The sequence below is a fragment of the Mesorhizobium sp. M6A.T.Ce.TU.016.01.1.1 genome (genome assembly GCF_003997065.1).
Lineage (GTDB): Bacteria > Pseudomonadota > Alphaproteobacteria > Rhizobiales > Rhizobiaceae > Mesorhizobium > Mesorhizobium mediterraneum.
Genome location: NZ_RZTJ01000014.1, coordinates 1 through 19,313 on the forward strand (window position 1 = coordinate 1; position 19,313 = coordinate 19,313).

Genomic DNA, 19,313 nt, shown 5'->3' on the forward strand with positions numbered 1-19,313 from the left:
GGCCGTAGCCGCCATCGGCGACCTCCTCGATCAGCACCATCGTGTAGGGGCGCACGCCTTCGCCAAACATCTCGACGAAAAGGGCTGTGGTCTTGTGGACGAGGTCCTCCTTCTGCCCGGCGGACAGAGCGCGCTCCGGCACCTTGAAGTTTGCAAACGGCATGATGTCAATTCCCTGTGGTTGTTGCGGAAAAAATCAGACTGTGCCGCCATTGGCGCGCAGTACCTGGCCGTTGACCCAGCCGCCGTCCGGACCGGCGAGGAACGACACGACGCCGGCGATGTCGGCGGGCTGGCCGAGCCGACCGAGCGGGATCATCTTGGTGATCGTCTCGACCAGCGCCTCGGACTTGCCGTCGAGGAACAGCTCGGTCGCCACCGGCCCCGGCGCCACGACATTGACGGTGATGCCGCGCGTCCCAAGCTCCTTAGCCAGCACATGCGTCATCGCCTCGACGCCGGCCTTGGTCGCGGCATAGACGCCGTAGCTCGGCTGGTAGAGCCCGACGACGCTGGACGAGAAGCTGACGATGCGGCCGCCGTCGCGGAGCCGTCTCGCACCTTCGCGCATGCCGCGGAACACGCCACCAAGGTTCACCGCGATCTGTCGGTCGAAATCCGCGTCGTCCATCTCAACGAGCGGCGCAAGTTTCATGATGCCGGCGTTGTTGACCAGCACGTCGAGCCCGCCGAAGGCCTGCTCGGCTGCGTCGAACAAACGCGCCACGCCCTTGGGATCGCCGACATCGGCCTGGACGGCGATTGCCGTGCCGCCCGCCGCCTCGATCTCGCGCACCACGCTTTCGGCCGCTTCGGCGCCCCTGGCGTAGTTGACGACGACCGAAAAGCCGTCACGCGCCAGCCGCCTGGCGATTTCGGCACCGATTCCCTTCGAGGCGCCGGTCACCAGCGCCGCTCTTCCATTTTGTGTAGCCATGTCAGATCTCCAATTCTTGTGGACTGAAGATAGGTGACAAACTCGCCGGGATAATTGATCGGGTCTTGCCAACACCATTCGGATGTGGCGAACAATAGCGATGGACAGTCTCGACCGGATGCGCCTTCTCACCCGCGTGATCGAGCGCGGCAGCTTCACCGCAGCGGCCGCCGATCTCTCGATGTCGCGATCGACTGCCACCGAGGCGATCAAGGAGTTGGAGGCGCGGCTGGGCGTCAGGCTTCTCGAGCGTACCACACGCCACGTCGCCCCTACCCTCGACGGCCAGGCCTATTACCAGCGCTGCCTCGCCATCCTGGCCGATATTGAGGATGCCGAGGCCGGCTTCCGGGCGGCGCAGCCGCAAGGGTTGCTCAGGATCGACGTGCACGGCTTCATGGCCCGCCACTTTATCCTGCCACGGCTCGCCGAATTCCTCGACCGCTACCCCAAGATCGACCTGCATATCGGCGATGGCGACCGGCTGGTCGACCTGGTGCGCGAAGGCGTCGATTGCGTGCTGCGCTCCGGCGAACAGGCCGACAGCGGCATGATCGTGCGGAGCGTGGCGACGCTGCGCGAAGTCACCTGCGCCAGTCCGGCCTACCTGGAGAGGCACGGCGTGCCGGCCACACCCGACGATCTCGGAGGCCATGCGATGGTCGGCTTCCGCTCGTCGCGAACCGGCGAGGTGATGCCGCTTGAATTCACGGTTGCGGGCGAGCGGCGCACCATCACGCTGCCGAGCCGGGTGACGGTCAACGGCTCCGACCCGATGGCGGAACTCGCCCGCCTCGGCTTCGGCCTTGTGCAGGCGCCGCACTACCGCTTCGCCGGCGATTTCGCGCGCGGCACGCTGGTCGAGGTGCTGCCGGACTATCCGCCGTCGCCGACGCCGCTGTCGGCGCTGTATCCGCAAAACCGCCAGCTTGCGCCGCGCGTGCGGGTGTTTATCGACTGGGTGATCGGGATTTTTGGCGAGGATGGGAAATCGGGCCGGGTGTGACGAGCCGGCGGCCGCCGGCTACTTTTGCGCAGGGGCCGCGTTCCTTCGCGCCCCCCTCTGTCCTGCCGGACATCTCCCCCCACTTGGGGGGGAGATTGGCAGCCTCACCGTCCCGCCCGCCTAGCGCTGGTGATTGGCGAAAGCCGAAGTGACAGCCAATCTCCCTCCTTGTGGGGGAGATGTCCGGCAGGACAGAGGGGGGCGCTGTCCCGCCGACGTCGCTGACGCCCGTCTCCCCACGCATCACGCGTCCATCGGCTCCCATGGCGGTTCTTCCCATCGTGATGTAGTAATCTTGTGTCCAGAACCGGCCATGGCGGCGGGCTTCAATTGGGGGATATGTTGCCATGCGAGCGATGCTGTTCGGCCTGATGCTGTTGCTGCCGACCATGGCCCTGGCGGAACCGATCGAAACCCAGAAGATCATCACCGCGCTGACCGGCGACTGGAACGGCGACGGCGCCGTCGATCTGATGATGATCGTCGAGACCAAGCCCGGCGACCCGATGGACATGTATTTCTTCCTTAGGGACCGCGAGGCCAATTTTCTCAAACCTGCCGGCATCGTGCGTGAGCAGATCTACGGAGAGTGGAACGGTTACGACCGGCCGGGCTACGGGGCTTCCGACACCGAGCCGGAGCTGACCGCACTGCCGAACGGCTCGATCAAACTATACCTGCCGGCAATGCCGGTCGGCAGCAAACGGACCAACACGACGCTGACGCTCGCCTACCGCAATGATGCCTTCATCGTCGCCGGCTTTGCCTATGACTATCACGACTATCTTGAGGACAACGTCGCAAGCGACTGCGTCTACAATGTTTTGACCGGCAACGGCAAAAGCAGCAAGATGCAGCCCGATGGCACCACAATGCAGAAGACCGTGGCGGTGGAAGGCAAGGTCATTGCCTTTTCGGAGTGGAGCCCCGGAATAGGCTTCAGCGCCTGCGGCGAGTGAGGCACGCCGCACCATCGGATTTTCCGATAGTACTATCGTTTTCTTCCGTTTCCGCTTCGAGCCCAGACCTGCGACTTCCCTGACCAAGTGATCGTCTGTGGAAGCGAAGGATGGCGGATATGGCAAACAGGAAAGTTCTGGTCGTCGGCGGCAGTTCGGGGATGGGTCTGGCGCTGGCAAGGCAGTGTCTCGAGGCTGGCGCCGAGGTCATAATTGCCGGGCGCAACGAGGACAGGCTGAAGCGCGCCCGCGAGCAACTGGGCAACCCCGCCGCACTGGACACGGTCGCGGTCGACATCACTCGCGAGGACCAAGTCGCCGCTCTGTTCAGTCGGATCGGCCGGCTCGACCATATTGTCAGCACAGCAGCCGATATCGAAGGCGCCTATGAGCTGTTGCCTGCGCTCGAGCTGAAGGCGGCGCAGAGGGTGGTGGAAAGCAAATTCTATGGGCCGCTGCTGCTGGCCAAACATGGCGCGCCGATGCTTTCGGCTACTGGCTCCATCACCTTCACATCAGGCATCGCGGCCTATCGGCCGGCGGCGCGGGGCTCGGTCGTCGCCGCGGTCAATGCGGCGCTGGAGGGGCTCGTGCGGGCGCTCGCCATCGAGCTGGCGCCCATCCGCGTCAACGCGGTCTCGCCGGGCTGGGTCGACACGCCGATCTGGACCTTCGTTGCCGGCGCCAAGAAGGACGACACGCTGAACGCGATGGCAGAGCGGCTGCCGGTCGGGCGGGTCGGACAACCCGACGACATCGCCGACGCTATTTGCTTCTTGATGGGCAACGCTTTCACGACAGGGACGACACTGCATGTCGAGGGCGGGCATCGGCTGGTCTGACCGGCGCGAAATTGTCGCCAGCGGCCGCCAGCAGCAGTTTCAAGGCTGGCGGCTGCACCCGCCTGCGGCGCCAGATCATGGCAATCGACGCCGTGCGGACCGGGCCCGGCCAGGGCATTTCGATGACCTCGCCACGATCGAGCGCCCCGACCACGGCCAGGCGCGGCACCAGACCAAGGCCGGCCCCAGCCGCCACCAGGCGCGCGATCGTGCCGATGCTGCCGACTTCGGCGGCAAGCCTCGGCGATGCAAGGCCTGCCTCGGCAAAAGCCTTGTCGAACAGGTGCCGATAGATGCATCCAGCTTCGGTGACGACGAAGCTCATTTTGCCGAGCGCCGTCAGATCGCCTCTCATCGCTGCCTCCTCAGGAGGAACGACAAGGATCAATGGTTCCGCCGATAGCGTCCGTCTGGCGAGGCGTTCGTCGACCTTCTCGAAACCGTCCCTGTCGAAGCAAAAGGCGACGTCGATCTCGCCATCTTCCAGCTTGCGCACGAGATCACCGCTGCCCGCGACCTTCAGCCGAAGATCGACGTCGGGATGGGCGACCTGGAAATCCGGGAGCCATTGCGCCAGCTTCGCCGAGGCGATCGTCTCCAGCGCGCCGATCGTCACCGATCCGGCGGCGTGTCCGGCGGTCACGTCCACGGCCGCCCGTGCCTCTTCGGCCAGCATCAGAATGTCTTGCGCATAGGGCTTCAGCGTGGCGCCCGCCGGCGTCAGCTGCAGGCCCTGCTTCGACCGCGTGAACAGGGCCGTGCCAAGCTCGGCTTCAAGCGTCTGGATCTGATCGCTCACGCTCGATTGCGCGAGGTGGATCTCCTCCGCGGCGCGCGTGATGTTTCGGCACCGCGCAACCGCGAGGAACGTCTTGAGCAGCCTTGGATGCATCAGGTGACCCGTATCGACTGCTTCACTGCAGCTGCGGTTTCTTGAGAAAGCTGTTGCGGTCGGCCGACTTGACGCGCAGCCAGGTTTCGCGGCCGTCGCGCACCACCCGCAGCGGGATCTCCGCGCCCGCCGGATTCTGCCATAGCTTGCGGTAGAAATCGGCGAGCCCGTCGACTTCGCCGTCGCGCACATCCGAGATGATGTCGCCTTGGCGCAGGCCGGCTTCGGCGGCCGGGCTGCCTTCGGCGACGCTCATCACCACCACCTCGCCATTGCTTTCGGCGGAGAAGGCGCCGAGCCAGGGGCGCGGTGGCTTGGCAACCTGGCCGCGTGTCAGGAGATCGTCGAGAATGGGCGGCAGAAGGTCGATCGGCACCACCATGTTGATATCGGCAATCTCGCCGGCGCGGCTCATCTGCAGGCGCAGCGAACCGATGCCGAGCAGCCTGCCGTCCTGCCCGATGAGTGCCGCACCTCCCCATGACGGATGGGCGGGAGCGGTGAAGATCGCCTCGTCCAGGAGATACTCCCAATAGCCGGCGAATTCCTGCTTGGTGACGATGTACGCGCTGACCGACTGGCCGATGCCGTCGGCGAGTACCACGGGATCGCCGGCCTTGGCCCTGGCCGCGTCGCCGAGCGCCACCGCGGGCAGGCCGAGCGGCGCCAGCGCCTGCACCAGGCCGAAGCCGGTCTCCTGGTCGTAGGCGAGCGCGTGCGCGGGAACCACACGCCCATTGCGGTCGGTCAGCCAGACCTCTTCCGCCTCGGTGATGAGATAGCCGATGGTGAGCACCAGACCGTCCTCGCGTATCACCACGCCGCTGCCCTCCCGGCTCGTGCCCAGCGCATTCGCGGTGAAGGCGTCGTCGGGGATCGAGGCGCGCACCGCCACGATGGACCGCAAAATCGTATCGATGGTCATGCTCTCAATCCCGGCAATATTCATGGCGGCCGCCAAAGGCCCGATATCCTCTATAGGTATGGCGCACGTGACGAGGCGCAAGGGCATCCGTGATCCCTTCCCAAGGGGGAGAACGTGGGCCGGCACCCGGAACCGACAATAGTTCAACACAAGTTGAACTTCCTGCTGCCAGCACTACCTTTATCTATGTGCGGATGAATCTGCCCATCCTCGCTCCCTTTCTCATTGCGCAAGCTGATCCTCCCCAAGACCCTCCCCGCTTCCAACAAAGGCCTCCCGAGATGAACCAATACACACCGCCGAAAGTATGGACCTGGAACAAGGAAAATGGCGGCGCCTTCGCCAGCATCAACCGGCCGATCGCCGGCCCGACGCATGACAAGGAGCTGCCGGTCGGCAAGCATCCGCTGCAGCTCTATTCGCTGGCGACACCGAATGGCGTCAAGGTGACGATCATGCTGGAGGAGCTCCTGGCGCTCGGCCACAAAAGCGCCGAATATGACGCCTGGCTGATCAGGATTAACGACGGCGACCAGTTCGGCAGCGGCTTCGTCGAGGTCAATCCCAACTCAAAAATCCCGGCGCTGATGGACCGCAGCGGGCCAAAGCCGATCCGCGTCTTCGAATCCGGCTCGATCCTGGTGCATCTGGCCGAAAAATTCGGCGAATTCCTGCCGACCGAGCAGCCGGCGCGCGCCGAAACCCTGTCATGGCTGTTCTGGCAGATGGGCTCGGCGCCGTATCTCGGCGGCGGCTTCGGCCATTTCTACGCCTATGCGCCGGAAAAGATCGAATATGCCATCGACCGCTTCGCCATGGAGACCAAGCGCCAGATGGACGTGCTCGACCGGCGCCTCGCTGAAAGCGAATATCTCGGCGGCACCGACTACACCATTGCCGACATCGCCGTGTGGCCCTGGTATGGCGGGCTGGCGCTCGGGCGCATGTACAATGATTCCGGCGAGTTCCTGTCGGTCCAGGACTACAGACACGTGCAGCGCTGGGCCAACGCGATCGACGCGCGCCCGGCGGTGCAGCGCGGGCGCATGGTCAATCGCGCCTTCGGCGAGCCGGCGATGCAGTTGCACGAGCGTCACGACGCCAGCGATTTCGACACCAACACGCAGGACAAGCTGGCGGCGGAGTGAGCAGAGCGACGGAGCTGAGCGGATGACGCGGCGATCTCCCCCGGGGGAGATCGGCAGCTTCAACCCGCCACGTCTCGACGGCGGATCAGGATTGCACAAGCCGCAGGCAGGCTTCCGCGCTGCCCAATCCCAGGCATATGTATTCGGAAATATATACTGGTTGACTAAAGTAACGGAACGTCCAATGCACATTCCCAGAACCGAACAAGTCCGCTTTCAAAAGGCTTAGACCATAATGTCTATTTCGGGAACATCATGATCTAAGCATATAGATATTCAGCCGGATTGGCGTCGAATCTCGACACGTCGTAAACCGGATACCGTCTCGATGGTCCAGCACTCACGGGTCGCGGATCACCTGTGTGTCTTTCGCCCGGTTCTATAGATCAGCCGGACGACGAACACAAAATATCCAACCTGCAAAACGATCAGGGTCAGGACTGTCCAGCCCAGCGCCTTCCAGATTGAACCGGTTGCCAAAAAAGTCGAGAGCGCCACGACGAGTGACGCGGTGGTCATCCCCACCAGGAACTGTGGAAAATTCATTGCTTTTCAAGGCCGTCCCGGGCTTGCAACAGCCGCGACGACCCCCCTTGCCCATTTACCCCAGACCAACGTTTTCACCCTTTCAATGGTTGCGCAAGTGGCAAATGGAACAGAAGTGTGCACATATTTAACGCAATCTTTGGTTGAGGCTCTACCTTGGCTATCGCTGGTCCATTCAAAAAGAGACGACCTGTAACGGGAGGACATGATGGAAATTTGTTGCGCGCCGGACACTCCGGGCGCAACGTAGGCCCTACGGACTGACATAAAATAAGAATATCAGTCCATGGGAGGGATGGGGAACATGGCGCTCAAGGTAATCGGCGCGGGATTCGGACGCACGGGCACATGGTCGACCTTTGCCGCGCTGAACAGGCTCGGCTTTCCCTGCTATCACATGCAGGAAGTGATCCTCAACAAGGCCAACAAGGGCCACCTCAACTTCTGGCGCAAGGTGGCGAACAGCAAGCCCGGCACGCCGCACGACTGGGACCGAGCGTTTGCCAACTACACGGCGACGGTCGACAATCCCGGCTGCTGCGTGTGGCGGGAATTGTTGGCCGCCTATCCCGATGCCAAGGTGCTGCTGACGCTTCACCCGCGCGGCGCCGAAGGCTGGTACGACAGCACGATCGATACGATCTACTTCACCGAAAATCTCTGGCAGTTCAAGATTTTGGAGTGGCTGACGCCGTTCGGCCGGAAATTCGGCGACATGTCGCGCAAGCTGATCTGGGGTCGCGTGCTGGCCGGCGTGATGGACGACCGCGAGCGGGCAATCGAGCGCTACAACGCTTACACCGAGGAGGTGAAGGCCGCAGTGTCGCCGGAAAAACTTCTGGTGTTCACGGTGACCGAAGGCTGGGGGCCGCTGTGCCGCTTTCTCGGCGTGGCGGAGCCGCGGGAGCCGTTCCCGAACCTCAATGACCGCGAAAGCGTCAAGAAGGTCATCCGCGACGTCATCAAGGGATCGTACATGATGCTCGGGCTGTCGATCGCGGGCGGCGTGGCGGTGCTGGCTGGGCTTTGGTGGTGGCTGGGGTAGCCGGCGTCAGCCAAGGCGCCGCCAGCGAACCCTATTCGGGCGAAGGCACCGGCGGCTTGTTCGTCATGGTGGCGCCGAAGGCCGCGGCTATGACAGCGGCTATCCCCAGGCATTGCAGCCCGGTCAGGATCTCGTGCAGGAACAGGAACCCCGCCAACGCGCCCAGCGCCGGCTCCAGGCAGGTCAGCGTGCCGTAGAGCCTGGCGGGCATCCTGGTCAGCGCCACCATCTCCAGCCAGAACGGCAGCGCGCTGGAGAACAGCCCGACCAGCAGGGCGCCGGCCAGGATCGACGGCGCGACCAGCGCCGGCCCCGCCTCGGCCACGCCGAATGGCAGCGCAAGCACCGCGGCGATTGCCAGGCCGTAAGCCGTGGTCTGGCCGCCAAGTTCCGCGCCCGCCTTCTGCGCGAACACGATGTAGAGTGCCCAGAAGCCGCCGGCCGCCAGCGCCAGTATCACGCCGGTCGGATCGAGCGCCTGGCGCGAATGGACGAGGGGCGACAGCAGCACGATGCCGGCGACGGCAAGCGCCACCCAGGCGAAGTCGCTGCCGCGCCGCGACGATAGCGTCGCGACCAGAAGCGGACCGGTAAATTCGAGCGCCACCGCGATGCCGAGCGGGATCGTCTCGAGCGCCGCATAGAACAAAAGATTGAGCGCGGCGAGCGTCACCCCATAGGCGATCAGCCACGGCCAGACGGCTTTGGACGGCTGCACCCGCCAGGGCCGCAGCACCGCCGCCAGCATCAGCGCGCCGACGACCAGCCGCAGCGCCGTCGTGCCCTGCGCGCCGACCAGCGGAAACAGGCCCTTGGCGAAGGCCGCGCCAATCTGGATCGACACCATGGCGCCGAGAAGTGCCGCGATGGGCAGGGTTTCGGAGACAGGCTTGATAACCGGCGTCGACGTCACTGTGGTTGGTCCTCCCCTGCCGCCGGGCTATGCGCGACGGCATGCGGCGGAGATAGGACCAATGGGCTTGGCTGTCGTGAGGCAGCGAGAGGTGGTTGGGTGGGGCAAGGGGGGCCGGCCTTCTGGCAGCGGCTGCAGCTCAGGCGATATCCTTGGATACGCAGGCGGGACAGCGCCCCCCTCTGGCCTGCCGGCCATCTCCCCCACTTGGGGGGAGATCGGCAGCTCCGGCGCTCCGCGCTCTCTTGCACCGTTGCAGATTGGCGAAAGCCGGCGAGACGTCAAATCTCCCCCCAAGTGGGGGAGATGGCCGGCAGGCCAGAGGGGGGCGCGAAGGATCGCAGCGGGAGCGAGGAACCCGTGTCGTGCGAGTTCAGGCCGACATCGCCAGCGGCCTTGCGCTCTTGTTGGGGATCTGGATGTCGATATCCAGCGTCGACATCGTCTCGCCGCGCTCCATCGAGACCTGCAGATAATCCTGGTCGATCTGCACATGCCTGGCGATGACGGCCATGATCTCCTCGCGCAAGATGGAGACGAGATCGGGCTGGCTGCGGCTGCGGCGCTCATAGGCGAGCAGCACCTGCAGCCGCTCGCGCGCCACCGGCGCGCTGCCGCGCCGCTTGAAAAGGTCCAACAGGTTCATGCTGCCCTCCTTCCAAAAAGCCGGTCGAGAAAGCCCTTGCGTTCGAACGGCACGACGACCGGCAGTTCCTCGCCTTCGAGCCGTTTGGCCGCCTCGATATAGGCGCGGGCGGCGGAATTGGTGGGATCGCTAAGCGTCACCGGCGAACCGAGGTTGGAAGCCCTGAGCACGTCCTGGCTCTCGGGAATGATGCCCAGCAGCGGCGTCGACAGGATCTCCAGAACGTCGTCGATCGAGAGCATTTCGCCGCGCGCCGCGCGCGCCGCGTCATACCGCGTCACCAGCACATGCTTGGCGATCTGCTCGCCCCGCTCGGCCTTCACGGTTCTCGCATCGAGCAGGCCGATGATGCGATCGGAATCGCGCACCGAGCTGACTTCCGGGTTAGTGACGATGACCGCCTCGTCGGCAAAGCGCATGGCGAGCTGCGCGCCGCGCTCGATGCCGGCCGGGCTGTCGCAGAAGACGTAGTCGAACACCGAGCGCAGCTTGTCGATCACCTCGCCGACGCCCTCCTCGGTCAGCGCATCCTTGTCGCGCGTCTGCGAGGCCGGCAGCAGGAACAGCGTCTCGACCCGCTTGTCGCGGATCAGCGCCTGCGAGAGTTTGGCCGTTCCCTGAATGACGTTGACCAGGTCGAACACCACCCGCCGCTCGGCGCCCATGATCAGATCGAGATTCCTCAGGCCGACATCGAAGTCGACCAGGGCCACCTTCTTGCCGGTTCTCGCGACCGCGGCACCAAGGGCGGCCGTCGAGGTCGTCTTGCCGACGCCCCCTTTGCCTGAGGTGACCACCACTACCTTGCCCATATATGCCTCCATTATTGTTGTCGGTATTTGTTAAGCGTCTGATTTATGCGATGCGCTTAAGTCATTGTTTTCGTAAATGTTTCCTAAAGCCGCTGCGTTCCTTTGGTCGGCATGCATTAGCTGAAAGGCGCGATGCGCAGCGTGTCTTTTTCGAGAAAGGCCTGGACCGCTTTTCCGCGCAAGGACGGCTCCATCTCCTCGGCGGTGCAATACCAGCCGTCGACCGACAGCAGCTCGGCCTCGTTTTTTCGGCAGAAGATGCGCGCCGCCGAATGGCCGAGCACACCGGCCGACGCGCGCCCGCGCAGCGTGCCGTAGACGTGGATGGAGCCTGCGGCGACGATCTCGGACCCGGAGGCGACGGAGCCCAGCACGATGACATCGCCATGCGCATGAAAGACCGACTGGCCCGAGCGGATCGGCGTCTTGACCATAAGCGTGGCCGGCGCTTCCGGCTGCCTGTCTTCTGGCTGCTTGCCCTGTTCCGGCCTGCCTTCTTCCGCCCTGCCAATCTCTTCCGGCCTGCCCTTGCGGTCGGCCTGCATGAGCAGCCCGGCGGTGGCCTCCTTGGCGCCGATCAGCACTGGCGGCAGATTGGACTCGAGTGCGGTGTTGCCGTCGAGCTCGATGGCATAGATGCGGATGCCGCGCAGGCCAAGCTCAGCAACCAGCGCTTCGATCTCGCCGACCTCGGGCTTCAACGTGTTGAGGTTGAGCACCACCGGCCGGCCGGCAAAGTAACCCGGCGAGTTGCCGATCCAACGATCGAGGCTTTCCAGCCATTCCGAAAGCGGCGCCTCCGGCGTCAGCGTGAAGGCGACGAACGAGCGGGCGCGAAAGCGAATGGATTTGGTCTCGACGGGGGCGGCGAAGGTCACGGACAGCGATTCCTTACTGATAGGTAAACGCTAGCCAGCCATGGTTAACGAAAGGTTAACGGAGGGGGTGTTTGCGGCATCTGGAAAGCTGTTACTGACAGACTTGGCGGTGTCAGCAGCCTTGCGGACAGCGCTGGAAATTGCCTGCCCTTTCCTCGACACCTTGCTGGCTAAGTGTCCTTCGCTGCCTCCTCGATCAGTTCCGCTAGCAAGCTAGAGAACCGCTCGTCAGACCTATCCCCTATGTTTCCCACCTCTCTCGCCACGATCCCGGGCGAAGAGACTGAGACTTCCCCACTCAGATGAACGTCGACCGTGAACGTCCTTCTGATTACCTCCTCCTCCATGCCCCGCTTCCTGTAGACTTGGAACCGAATAGACGGTGTTGACGCTTTGGCTTGGTGGCTTGGCGCGGTGTCTATGTCGACAGTCACCTCGCCCGTCACGTCGGCTTGGGCCGCTTGCAACGACGCAACCACGACGTCGTTTAGCCAGGCCCTGGCTTGTGCGCCGAAGTCCACCACCTCGGCCTTCTCGCTGCGGACCTTCTCCTCTTGCTCACGGGCTTCCTTCCCGCGCTCAAGGGCTTCTTTGAACTTTGACATCATGGTTCGCCTCCAACTGTGAGCGCATGAGACCGGCCGTCGCCATGCTCCTCCTAATGGGTAGAACGCGCGGAATCGGCGTGCGTTGCGTGAGCGGAGCCCGTGGTTCGCCGCTGCGCACGGTAGTCTTCTTCCGGCGCGGTCGATCGCCGGTGTGGCGGCGGTGATCGCGGCGCTGTCGTGGTGGCTGGGGTAGCGTGTCAGCAGCCGCGCGACAGCGCTGGAAATTCCCTGCCCTTTCCCACAAGATGCCTGGACATCCCAGAGGGTTCGACATGTGCAACCTCTACAACATCACCACCAGCCAGGAGGCGATCCGCCAGTGGACCCGCGCCCTGCGCGACATTCTTGGCAATCTCGAACCTTCCATCGACATCTACCCCAACCAGCCCGGCCCGGTGGTGCGCAACGCGCCGGACGGGACGCGCGAGCTGGCCAACCTGCTGTGGGGCATGCCGACGCCGATTGAGCGGGTGAAGGGCAAGGCCGACTACGGCACCACCAACATCCGCAACCCGCAATACGGCCACTGGCAGCAATATCTCGGCGTCGAGAACCGCTGCGTGGTGCCGCTCACCAGCTTCGCCGAACCGAGCCCGACGCCGGGCGACAAGGACCCGGATACCGGTATCCAGAGGAACTACTGGTTCGCGCTGACCGAGGAGCGGCCGCTGTTCTTCTTCGCCGGCCTGTGGACGCGTTGGCAAGGCGTGCGCAAGGTCAAGGACGGCCCCGGCGACTTCGAGCTCTACGGTTTTCTGACCACCAAGCCAAACGCCCTGATCGCGCCGATCCACGAGAAAGCGATGCCGGTGATCCTGACCACGCAGGAGGAAACCGAGACTTGGCTGACCGCGCCATGGTCGGAGGCCAGGCACCTGCAGCGCACGGCACCGGACGACGCGCTGGTGATCGTCGAGAAGCCGGCGACGCAGATCAAGTTTCCGCCGCAGGCGCCACAGGCGCCGGTGCAGGGGTCGCTGTTCTAAAGCTTGAACTTCTGCAACGTCCAGATGTAGCCCTTCGGCGGATGGTCCTGGTCGATGAACTGGGTGCGCACTGTAGTATCCTTCCGGCTGCATCGTTTGCACTTGAACTTGATGGTCTCCAGCGGCTTGTTCCAGCCCACCACCTGCGCGACATCGTTCGCCCTGAAGCGCCCGACATGGTAGCAGTGGCCGCACTCCACGATCAGCAGCATGTTGGCCTTCGCGGCACGTCCAACGCTGTCCATCGGCCCGGCCATGGCTCATTTCCGAGTCAGGTAATCCTCGGGAAGCGGGAGCAGCCCAAGATTCGGCATCCGGAAATCGGGCTCCTTCTCCGCTAGGCTGGCCATCACCTCATGCAATTTTTCGACAAGCCCGCAAAGCTGCCAATACAGCTCGCCATGCGCCTTCAGATGCAGTTGCGACGAAAGCACCGTCTTGCGCAGGCTCAGAGCGTCCCTGATGATCGCCTCCGCATCCCTCGTCGACAGCCTGTCAAACCGGCTTTTTCGTCTGCCCATCGCGGCTCTCCCCATTTTGTGAGGAACCGCCCCACCTACTGACAATAGGAAGGCATTCCTCGCGGAGTCAATTCACCCTTGACATTTTTGTTCCCGTTTTGTTCAATTTGAGCAGAAACTGGTGGAGGCATCGCCATGGACCACATCGTGACGCTGGACAGCCGCCAAGAAGCTGCCCTTCAGGCCATCGCCGACAAGTTCATCGCCCAGCACAAGGGCGATGCGGTGAAGGCGCTCAAGGAGATGATCGTGCTGAATGGGCATCTGCAGGAACGGCTTGATGCGATGGAGGGAGCGCGCCGGGCGACGCGTTAAGCCCCCCAAATCCAGTTGCATTCTCATCGCCGGTGCAGACTGCGTGCTGATCCTAAACAATTCAGTTCGCACTCGAAGCACGCCGATAGATGCCTGGATTTCAGTAAAGCGGCGAAACCCTCGGGGACATTGCCGCTCGGGCAACGGGGCGTGCGCCGCTCGACCATCTTCATCGGTCATATCACCATCTCGTTTCCGGGACTCGACGGCACGGCTGCGAGCTATCGTCTCGTCCGGCGTGCAGCGGGAGACTGCCCGCGGAGGCAAGATGTGGCATGACGGTTTCCTTATTTGCTCAAGCAGTATAGTTGGAAGCTTAGGGGCAAGGGGCAAAACGATTGGGCGTGATTCCACCACATGTTTCGTGGCTGCACGACACTGGCGAGCGTCAAGTCACGGCGTGCGGGCGCGAGATAGAGATCTGGGCGCTAGAGCCAAAAGAAGACGATGAAGTTCTATCGGCTTGGGCTACGCATTTCCGGCAACACTACATCGATGACGATGATTTACCCGCGATGGTTGACGGTACTGGCCTCAGCAACGCGGAATATCTTCGGAAGATACTATTTCCGGATGGCTCCAAAACCCCTGGGCCTAGCCTCCGCTCTGGCGACTTTGGTGAAATCCTCGTCGCCGACTATATCGAATATCTACTCGGTTATTGGAGTCCACGAACCTTGCGTTACCAGGATCGCTGGAACCGCAATGATTCCACCAAGGGTTGCGACATCATCGGGTTCAAGTTTGCGACCGAAGCACCGAACGACCCAAACGACGAACTCTTCATCTTCGAATCCAAATCCGGAATGACAAAGACCGATGCTAACCGACTGCAGGATGCTATTACCGATTCGATCAAGGATCATCTGCGCGAGGCAATGACGCTCAACGCGATTAAACAGCGAATGCTCGTGCGCGGGCAGCAGGAAGAGGCCGGCAAGGTCAAGCGTTTCCAGAATGAAGTAGCTCGACCGTTCAGACGTATCAATGGTGCCGCAGCGATCCTCGATGACGAGGTGTTCGTCGCTACGGACCTAACCGCCGCCTCCACAGCCGGTCACCCCAATGCTGACCATCTCCGGCTGATCGTCGTACGTGGGCCATCATTGATGAAGTTGGTTCACGCGCTCTACGAAAGGGCCGCCGATGAGGCCTGACGCTAACGCCATGAACATCCTGTCGACGACACGAGCGCGTGCTAAAATGCACGAATTTCGAGTTGCGCCTGAGGATTTCAATGCACTGCCACGCAACCCTACAATGTTGTTCACGCTGGCCATCGGTCTGCTTGGCGACGTCTCTGCGACGATAGCGAACGACGAGGCGGATGTTCTCGCGCCAGTCGATGCCATTCCTGTTCCGCCTAATTGGGGCGAAACTGGCCCTACTCCGATAAACGGGCTACGCTTCACTTCAATATTTTTCGACGCGTTCCTGAACGCGCAGCTTGATGATACAATTACCACTGAGTTCTCACTGCTTTGTGCCTCGGCGTACTATCTTGCCGGCAATGTCGGCAGCGCCACTGTTATAATTCGTCACATGGACTTGCCCGAGCTTAACCTTTCCGGCGGACTGGGCCGACTGATCTATACCATTCTCCGAAACGACTTTGTGCCCATCGACGGCGAGCATCCGCACGAAGGTCACACGTCCGCAATATTAAAGTCGCTCAGCGGCTATATGCATTTCGACAATGATGCTGCCGCGGTCCAAAGGGCGTGCGCGGAACTGCGGTCCGCTGCATATGCGAACGGATCGCCCCGCGAGTTGATCTATGCCGATCTCACTACGGCCATTTGTGCAAGTAAGCTGCGCCATGCCGCGCGCACAATGCTTCCCCCTTCGTCGGGCCTAGATCCCGATGCCTGGCGTCCGGCGCTTGCCAAGTCACATTTCCCGGTCGAGCTCTGGCCGGCCCAGCAGCGGATTGCCAATGCGGGGATGCTCCTCGGGCGGTCAGCTGTCATCCAGATGCCGACTAGCGCAGGCAAGACGCGTGCGACGGAGTTGATCATCCGTTCGGCCTTCCTTGCGAATCGCGCCTCGCTTGCAGTAATCGTCGCGCCGTATCGATCGCTCTGCCACGACATTCGCGGCGACCTTTTGGTGGCTTTTGCGGGCGAACCTATCAGCCTTGACGAGGCCTCCGACTCGTATCAGTTCGACCTTGAACTTGAGGCACTTTTCGCCAACAACACTGTCCTGATCGTCACGCCTGAGAAGCTGCTCTATATGCTCCGCCGAGCACCCGAGCTCGCAGATCGTATTGGCTTGGTAATCTACGATGAGGGCCATCAATTCGATGGCATGACTCGCGGCCCCACCTATGAGCTACTACTCACATCTCTCAAGATGGCGCTCAGCCCCGACGCCCAGATTGTATTGATCTCGGCCGTCATCGGGAATGCTGCAAACGTCGCAGCATGGCTGATCGGCGATCCTGATGCGGTGATCGGCGGCGACGGCTTAATGCCAACTGCAAAGAGCATCGCATTCGCCAGTTGGCAGCACGCGCGAGGGCGCCTTCAATATGTGAGCCCAGCGGACCCAGAAGAGGTCGAGTTCTGGGTTCCGCGGATTATCAACGACGTCGTCCTGCCCTTGCGCGGCAAAGAGAAGGCTGAGCGCCGTTTTCCCGAGCGAAAGGATGGCGGCGACGTCGGCCTTTTTCTGGGGCTTCACGTCGTCAGCAATGGCAGCGTCGCAATATTTTGCGGGCGCAAAGATAGCGCAGCTAAGCTCTGCCGCCGCGCGGTTGACATTTTCGAACGTGGTGTTCCCTACATGCGGCCACTAGCCGTCTCAGATGCCGCGGAAGTGGAAAAGATCCGTCACCTCTCCGAACAACATCTCGGCGCCCAAGCTAGCGCGACTCGAGCAGCGGCACTCGGCATCTTCGCGCATCACGCCGATACTCCGCAAGGTCTGCGCCTTTCGATAGAACATGCGATGAAGGACGGCCTCATCAAATTCGTGATGTGCACGTCGACGTTGGCGCAAGGCGTCAACTTCCCGCTCAAATACCTGATCGTCACTTCAACCCGCCAAGGCGGCCAGAAGATCCTGGTGCGCGACTTTCACAACCTGATGGGGCGCGCTGGTCGTGCAGGCATGCACACCGAGGGAAGCATAATCTTCTCGACGCCAACGGTTTATGATCAGCGCAACATTTTCGCACAGCGCTGGCGGTGGAACGAAGCGAAAGACCTTCTGGACGCGAGCAAGTCCGAACCTAGCACTAGCGCCATCCTCGCGATCTTCGAAGACTATGTACAGCGCCAGCCCGGTGCGCCACCGATTGTGCAGCCGATACTATCCCAATGGCTTGATCTCGCGTTTGCCGATCGCGATCGAATCGAGGCGGTTGTCGCCGAAGCATTGGCGCTTCAGCCCAACATTGGCGCAAACGAGTTCCGTAAGTTCATCGAGGGTCGTGCCCGTGCCGTGCAGAGCATCGCAGCCTTCCTCGTTGCGAACATGACCTTTGCGGCGGGAGAAGATATTGCCGCTAGGGTAAGTGACCTTGCCGCCAACACGCTCGCCTATCACCTTGCCGACGATCCAACTCGCGAGCGACTCGTTGATATATTTCGGCGAATCGCTGAGATCATTAGTGAACGGACCGACGAACCTTATCGGCTCCTCATCCGGCGCTCGCCGTTGCCGCCCGCTGCCGTTGCTGAGCTTCGGACTTGGCTCAGCGACAATATTGAGCCGCTGCGAATTGCAGTCGCCGAGGATCGTCTTCTCGAGGCGGTCTCGGCGAGTGCCCTCCGTCACGTCAGCGCCAGTTCGATCCGTAACATGTCCGACTCCGGCGCCGTCTCGCTCGCCCTTCTTGAGTGGGTAGCCGGACATTCTTATGCGGCAATCCATGCTCTTCTAGTCGGCCGTGACGTTCGCGTTAGCGGTGACAGAGTAACAGTAGAGGATGTGGTGGCGCTGTGCGAAAACGGCTTTGGTTATGACGTCGCAATGGTGATTGCGTCGCTCGCTGATCTAGCTGAAGAACTCGATCCCGGTTTGCAAGAAGCGCTCGCGCTGCTTCAGCGTCAAATTAAGAGTGGTCTGCCTGATCGGTCTGCGCTCGCATTTATGGAATCGGGTTTCGTCGATCGGATTGTGGCATCTACGCTTGCTGCATCGTGGCCGGAAGTCCTCGAACGCGGCGGCGTGCGGGCGATATGCCGAAACAGGGCAGATGAGATTAATGCAGTACTTGCTGCATATCCAGTTTACTTCACCGTTGTGGCGAGTGATCTAAGGAACTAAACCGATCAGAGTGAACTTGCACAAAACTTGTGAGGACCGTCGCGCTGTATGTCGCGTAAGGACTGAACGGACATTATATAGTCATGGCAAACTTCAAATCCCTGCAGATGCAATTCCTTGACGATCTCTTCTGGATGGGCGGCGGTTATGTGCTGAACTTCTCGGACAGAACATTTGCTCAGTTCTTCAAGGAGGAGATCGACATAGACATTGACCACCCCAGGTGGTCCGTCGAAGGTGGGTCGAAGGGAAAGCGGATGCGCTATTTCCTCCAAACGGCACCGCAGCCGGTTGTGGTGAAGGCACTTAGGGCCCTTTGGGACCACCGTGAAGTTGCAATAGAGCGCAACGGTCAGAAGGAAGGCATCTCGGACATCCATAAGAAGATGGCCAACCTGATGCATTCGATTGGTGGGCTGTGGGAACTCGGAAAGCCGAACCAACCGGCTACCTCTGCGCCGGCCCAAAATGTATCTCCCGAAGCTATCGCAGGATTGATGACACGCTACAAAGCTTTGCTCGACGTGGCACCTCATCAGCGTGGATATGACTTCGAAAGATTTCTCAGGGACATGTTCAATGTGTACGGTCTTGTGGCCCGCGACCCTTTCCGCATTCGCGGCGAGCAGATTGACGGCAGTTTCCAGCTAGAAGGATCGACATACCTTCTCGAAGCCAAGTGGCAGAACCGTTTGGTAGATGCGGCGGCCTTGAGGGCATTCCACGGGAAGGTCGAGGAGAAGGCCGCTTGGAGACGAGGGTTGTTCATTAGTTATAGCGGCTTTACCGAAGACGGCCTATTCGCCTTCGGCCGAGGCAAGAAGATCATATGCATGGATGCGCGCGACATCCATGAGACCATGGCGTATTCGATTCCGCTAGACCGGGTAATCTCTGAGAAGGCCCGGCAAGCAGCGTCCAATGGCGTTATATTCCGACGGGTTTGCGATATGTTGGAGATTCTAGGAAAATAGGGAACTCCCCACCACCTCCCTCACCGCCCGATCCTGCCCGCGAATCTGCCACGTCTCATCGTCCCGCGCTTCGAAATACGACGCA

22 protein-coding genes are annotated in these 19,313 nt (G+C 61.8%); 10 read left to right on the plus strand and 12 right to left on the minus strand.

The features are described from left to right. The coding region (locus EOC94_RS22525; protein ID WP_148128434.1) for a 4-oxalocrotonate tautomerase family protein at positions 1 to 163 on the minus strand (163 nt) is incomplete at its 3' end. Positions 164 to 196: 33 nt separating this feature from the next. Beyond that, entirely contained in the window at positions 197 to 937 is a 741-nt protein-coding gene (locus EOC94_RS22530) for an SDR family oxidoreductase (protein ID WP_127293558.1), read from the minus strand. Between the two features lie 100 nt (positions 938 to 1,037). On the opposite strand from EOC94_RS22530, the gene EOC94_RS22535 reads away from it, so the two are divergent. From EOC94_RS22535 to EOC94_RS22550, 3 genes are all read left to right on the plus strand, one after another. After that, positions 1,038 to 1,943, plus strand: coding sequence for a LysR family transcriptional regulator (locus EOC94_RS22535; protein ID WP_127293560.1), 906 nt, complete (start codon positions 1,038 to 1,040; stop codon positions 1,941 to 1,943). Between the two features lie 347 nt (positions 1,944 to 2,290). After that, entirely contained in the window at positions 2,291 to 2,902 is a 612-nt protein-coding gene (locus tag EOC94_RS22545; protein ID WP_127293562.1) for a hypothetical protein, read from the plus strand. Positions 2,903 to 3,012: 110 nt separating this feature from the next. Further along, positions 3,013 to 3,744, plus strand: coding sequence for an SDR family oxidoreductase (locus EOC94_RS22550; RefSeq protein WP_127204756.1), 732 nt, complete (start codon positions 3,013 to 3,015; stop codon positions 3,742 to 3,744). Here EOC94_RS22550 and EOC94_RS22555 read toward each other — a convergent pair. Both EOC94_RS22555 and EOC94_RS22560 read right to left on the minus strand, forming a co-directional pair. Beyond that, entirely contained in the window at positions 3,695 to 4,636 is a 942-nt protein-coding gene (locus tag EOC94_RS22555; protein ID WP_127293564.1) for a LysR family transcriptional regulator, read from the minus strand. The genes EOC94_RS22550 and EOC94_RS22555 overlap by 50 nt on opposite strands. 22 nt (positions 4,637 to 4,658) lie before the next feature. Continuing rightward, positions 4,659 to 5,561 (minus strand): S1C family serine protease, encoded by a 903-nt coding sequence (locus tag EOC94_RS22560; RefSeq protein ID WP_127293566.1) that lies wholly within the window; start codon positions 5,559 to 5,561, stop codon positions 4,659 to 4,661. 281 nt (positions 5,562 to 5,842) lie between these two features. On the opposite strand from EOC94_RS22560, the gene yghU reads away from it, so the two are divergent. Then, entirely contained in the window at positions 5,843 to 6,709 is an 867-nt protein-coding gene (yghU, locus tag EOC94_RS22565) for a glutathione-dependent disulfide-bond oxidoreductase (protein ID WP_127293568.1), read from the plus strand. Between the two features lie 354 nt (positions 6,710 to 7,063). Here yghU and EOC94_RS22570 read toward each other — a convergent pair whose 3' ends face one another. After that, positions 7,064 to 7,255, minus strand: coding sequence for a hypothetical protein (locus EOC94_RS22570; RefSeq protein ID WP_095482717.1), 192 nt, complete (start codon positions 7,253 to 7,255; stop codon positions 7,064 to 7,066). A gap of 304 nt (positions 7,256 to 7,559) precedes the next feature. Between EOC94_RS22570 and EOC94_RS22575 the strand changes: the two genes are divergently transcribed. Then, on the plus strand, positions 7,560 to 8,300 hold the full coding sequence (locus EOC94_RS22575; RefSeq protein ID WP_127293570.1) for a sulfotransferase family protein: 741 nt from the start codon (positions 7,560 to 7,562) through the stop codon (positions 8,298 to 8,300). 31 nt (positions 8,301 to 8,331) lie between these two features. Here the strand turns inward: EOC94_RS22575 and EOC94_RS22580 are convergent, their stop codons facing one another. From EOC94_RS22580 to EOC94_RS22605, 5 genes are all read right to left on the minus strand, one after another. Further along, positions 8,332 to 9,213, minus strand: coding sequence for a DMT family transporter (locus EOC94_RS22580; RefSeq protein WP_127293572.1), 882 nt, complete (start codon positions 9,211 to 9,213; stop codon positions 8,332 to 8,334). A gap of 373 nt (positions 9,214 to 9,586) precedes the next feature. Then, a complete protein-coding gene (minE, locus tag EOC94_RS22590) occupies positions 9,587 to 9,859 on the minus strand; it encodes a cell division topological specificity factor MinE (protein WP_095482719.1) in 273 nt (90 codons plus the stop codon). Further along, positions 9,856 to 10,671 (minus strand): septum site-determining protein MinD, encoded by an 816-nt coding sequence (gene minD / locus EOC94_RS22595; protein WP_095482856.1) that lies wholly within the window; start codon positions 10,669 to 10,671, stop codon positions 9,856 to 9,858. Before minD ends, minE begins: the two co-directional genes overlap by 4 nt. 116 nt (positions 10,672 to 10,787) lie before the next feature. Then, positions 10,788 to 11,549 carry a septum site-determining protein MinC gene (minC, locus tag EOC94_RS22600; protein ID WP_127293576.1) on the minus strand — a complete coding sequence of 254 codons (762 nt, stop codon included), beginning with the start codon at positions 11,547 to 11,549 and terminating at the stop codon, positions 10,788 to 10,790. A 170-nt stretch (positions 11,550 to 11,719) separates the two neighbouring features. Then, on the minus strand, positions 11,720 to 12,157 hold the full coding sequence (locus EOC94_RS22605) for a hypothetical protein (protein ID WP_127293578.1): 438 nt from the start codon (positions 12,155 to 12,157) through the stop codon (positions 11,720 to 11,722). A 272-nt stretch (positions 12,158 to 12,429) separates the two neighbouring features. Between EOC94_RS22605 and EOC94_RS22610 the strand changes: the two genes are divergently transcribed. After that, a complete protein-coding gene (locus EOC94_RS22610) occupies positions 12,430 to 13,143 on the plus strand; it encodes an SOS response-associated peptidase (RefSeq protein ID WP_127293580.1) in 714 nt (237 codons plus the stop codon). Here EOC94_RS22610 and EOC94_RS22615 read toward each other — a convergent pair. Both EOC94_RS22615 and EOC94_RS22620 read right to left on the minus strand, forming a co-directional pair. Further along, positions 13,140 to 13,400 (minus strand): hypothetical protein, encoded by a 261-nt coding sequence (locus EOC94_RS22615; protein ID WP_127293582.1) that lies wholly within the window; start codon positions 13,398 to 13,400, stop codon positions 13,140 to 13,142. The two genes, EOC94_RS22610 and EOC94_RS22615, sit on opposite strands and share 4 nt — an antisense overlap. A gap of 3 nt (positions 13,401 to 13,403) precedes the next feature. Further along, positions 13,404 to 13,664 carry a hypothetical protein gene (locus EOC94_RS22620; RefSeq protein WP_127293584.1) on the minus strand — a complete coding sequence of 87 codons (261 nt, stop codon included), beginning with the start codon at positions 13,662 to 13,664 and terminating at the stop codon, positions 13,404 to 13,406. A gap of 135 nt (positions 13,665 to 13,799) precedes the next feature. Between EOC94_RS22620 and EOC94_RS22625 the strand changes: the two genes are divergently transcribed. The 4 genes from EOC94_RS22625 (at position 13,800) to EOC94_RS22640 (ending at position 19,228) form a co-directional block, all read left to right on the plus strand. Further along, positions 13,800 to 13,979: a hypothetical protein gene (locus EOC94_RS22625; protein WP_127204768.1), complete on the plus strand. Its 180-nt coding sequence runs from the start codon at positions 13,800 to 13,802 to the stop codon at positions 13,977 to 13,979. Between the two features lie 344 nt (positions 13,980 to 14,323). After that, positions 14,324 to 15,136, plus strand: a complete 813-nt coding sequence (locus tag EOC94_RS22630) for a Hachiman antiphage defense system protein HamA (protein WP_127293754.1) — start codon at positions 14,324 to 14,326, stop codon at positions 15,134 to 15,136. A 10-nt stretch (positions 15,137 to 15,146) separates the two neighbouring features. Then, positions 15,147 to 18,254, plus strand: a complete 3,108-nt coding sequence (locus EOC94_RS22635) for a DEAD/DEAH box helicase (RefSeq protein ID WP_185928308.1) — start codon at positions 15,147 to 15,149, stop codon at positions 18,252 to 18,254. A gap of 83 nt (positions 18,255 to 18,337) precedes the next feature. Further along, on the plus strand, positions 18,338 to 19,228 hold the full coding sequence (locus EOC94_RS22640) for a restriction endonuclease (RefSeq protein ID WP_127293588.1): 891 nt from the start codon (positions 18,338 to 18,340) through the stop codon (positions 19,226 to 19,228). Positions 19,229 to 19,313 lie beyond the last annotated feature (85 nt).

What these genes read in the sequence shown, in the direction of transcription:
- EOC94_RS22530 (WP_127293558.1), bottom strand. Translation starts at nt 937, where the DNA reads ATGGCTACACAAAATGGAAGAGCGGCGCTGGTGACCGGCGCCTCGAAG.
- EOC94_RS22535 (WP_127293560.1), top strand. Translation starts at nt 1,038, where the DNA reads ATGGACAGTCTCGACCGGATGCGCCTTCTCACCCGCGTGATCGAGCGC.
- EOC94_RS22545 (WP_127293562.1), top strand. Translation starts at nt 2,291, where the DNA reads ATGCGAGCGATGCTGTTCGGCCTGATGCTGTTGCTGCCGACCATGGCC.
- EOC94_RS22550 (WP_127204756.1), top strand. Translation starts at nt 3,013, where the DNA reads ATGGCGGATATGGCAAACAGGAAAGTTCTGGTCGTCGGCGGCAGTTCG.
- EOC94_RS22555 (WP_127293564.1), bottom strand. Translation starts at nt 4,636, where the DNA reads ATGCATCCAAGGCTGCTCAAGACGTTCCTCGCGGTTGCGCGGTGCCGA.
- EOC94_RS22560 (WP_127293566.1), bottom strand. Translation starts at nt 5,561, where the DNA reads ATGACCATCGATACGATTTTGCGGTCCATCGTGGCGGTGCGCGCCTCG.
- yghU (WP_127293568.1), top strand. Translation starts at nt 5,843, where the DNA reads ATGAACCAATACACACCGCCGAAAGTATGGACCTGGAACAAGGAAAAT.
- EOC94_RS22570 (WP_095482717.1), bottom strand. Translation starts at nt 7,255, where the DNA reads ATGAATTTTCCACAGTTCCTGGTGGGGATGACCACCGCGTCACTCGTC.
- EOC94_RS22575 (WP_127293570.1), top strand. Translation starts at nt 7,560, where the DNA reads ATGGCGCTCAAGGTAATCGGCGCGGGATTCGGACGCACGGGCACATGG.
- minE (WP_095482719.1), bottom strand. Translation starts at nt 9,859, where the DNA reads ATGAACCTGTTGGACCTTTTCAAGCGGCGCGGCAGCGCGCCGGTGGCG.
- minD (WP_095482856.1), bottom strand. Translation starts at nt 10,671, where the DNA reads ATGGGCAAGGTAGTGGTGGTCACCTCAGGCAAAGGGGGCGTCGGCAAG.
- EOC94_RS22605 (WP_127293578.1), bottom strand. Translation starts at nt 12,157, where the DNA reads ATGATGTCAAAGTTCAAAGAAGCCCTTGAGCGCGGGAAGGAAGCCCGT.
- EOC94_RS22610 (WP_127293580.1), top strand. Translation starts at nt 12,430, where the DNA reads ATGTGCAACCTCTACAACATCACCACCAGCCAGGAGGCGATCCGCCAG.
- EOC94_RS22615 (WP_127293582.1), bottom strand. Translation starts at nt 13,400, where the DNA reads ATGGCCGGGCCGATGGACAGCGTTGGACGTGCCGCGAAGGCCAACATG.
- EOC94_RS22620 (WP_127293584.1), bottom strand. Translation starts at nt 13,664, where the DNA reads ATGGGCAGACGAAAAAGCCGGTTTGACAGGCTGTCGACGAGGGATGCG.
- EOC94_RS22625 (WP_127204768.1), top strand. Translation starts at nt 13,800, where the DNA reads ATGGACCACATCGTGACGCTGGACAGCCGCCAAGAAGCTGCCCTTCAG.
- EOC94_RS22635 (WP_185928308.1), top strand. Translation starts at nt 15,147, where the DNA reads ATGAACATCCTGTCGACGACACGAGCGCGTGCTAAAATGCACGAATTT.
- EOC94_RS22640 (WP_127293588.1), top strand. Translation starts at nt 18,338, where the DNA reads ATGGCAAACTTCAAATCCCTGCAGATGCAATTCCTTGACGATCTCTTC.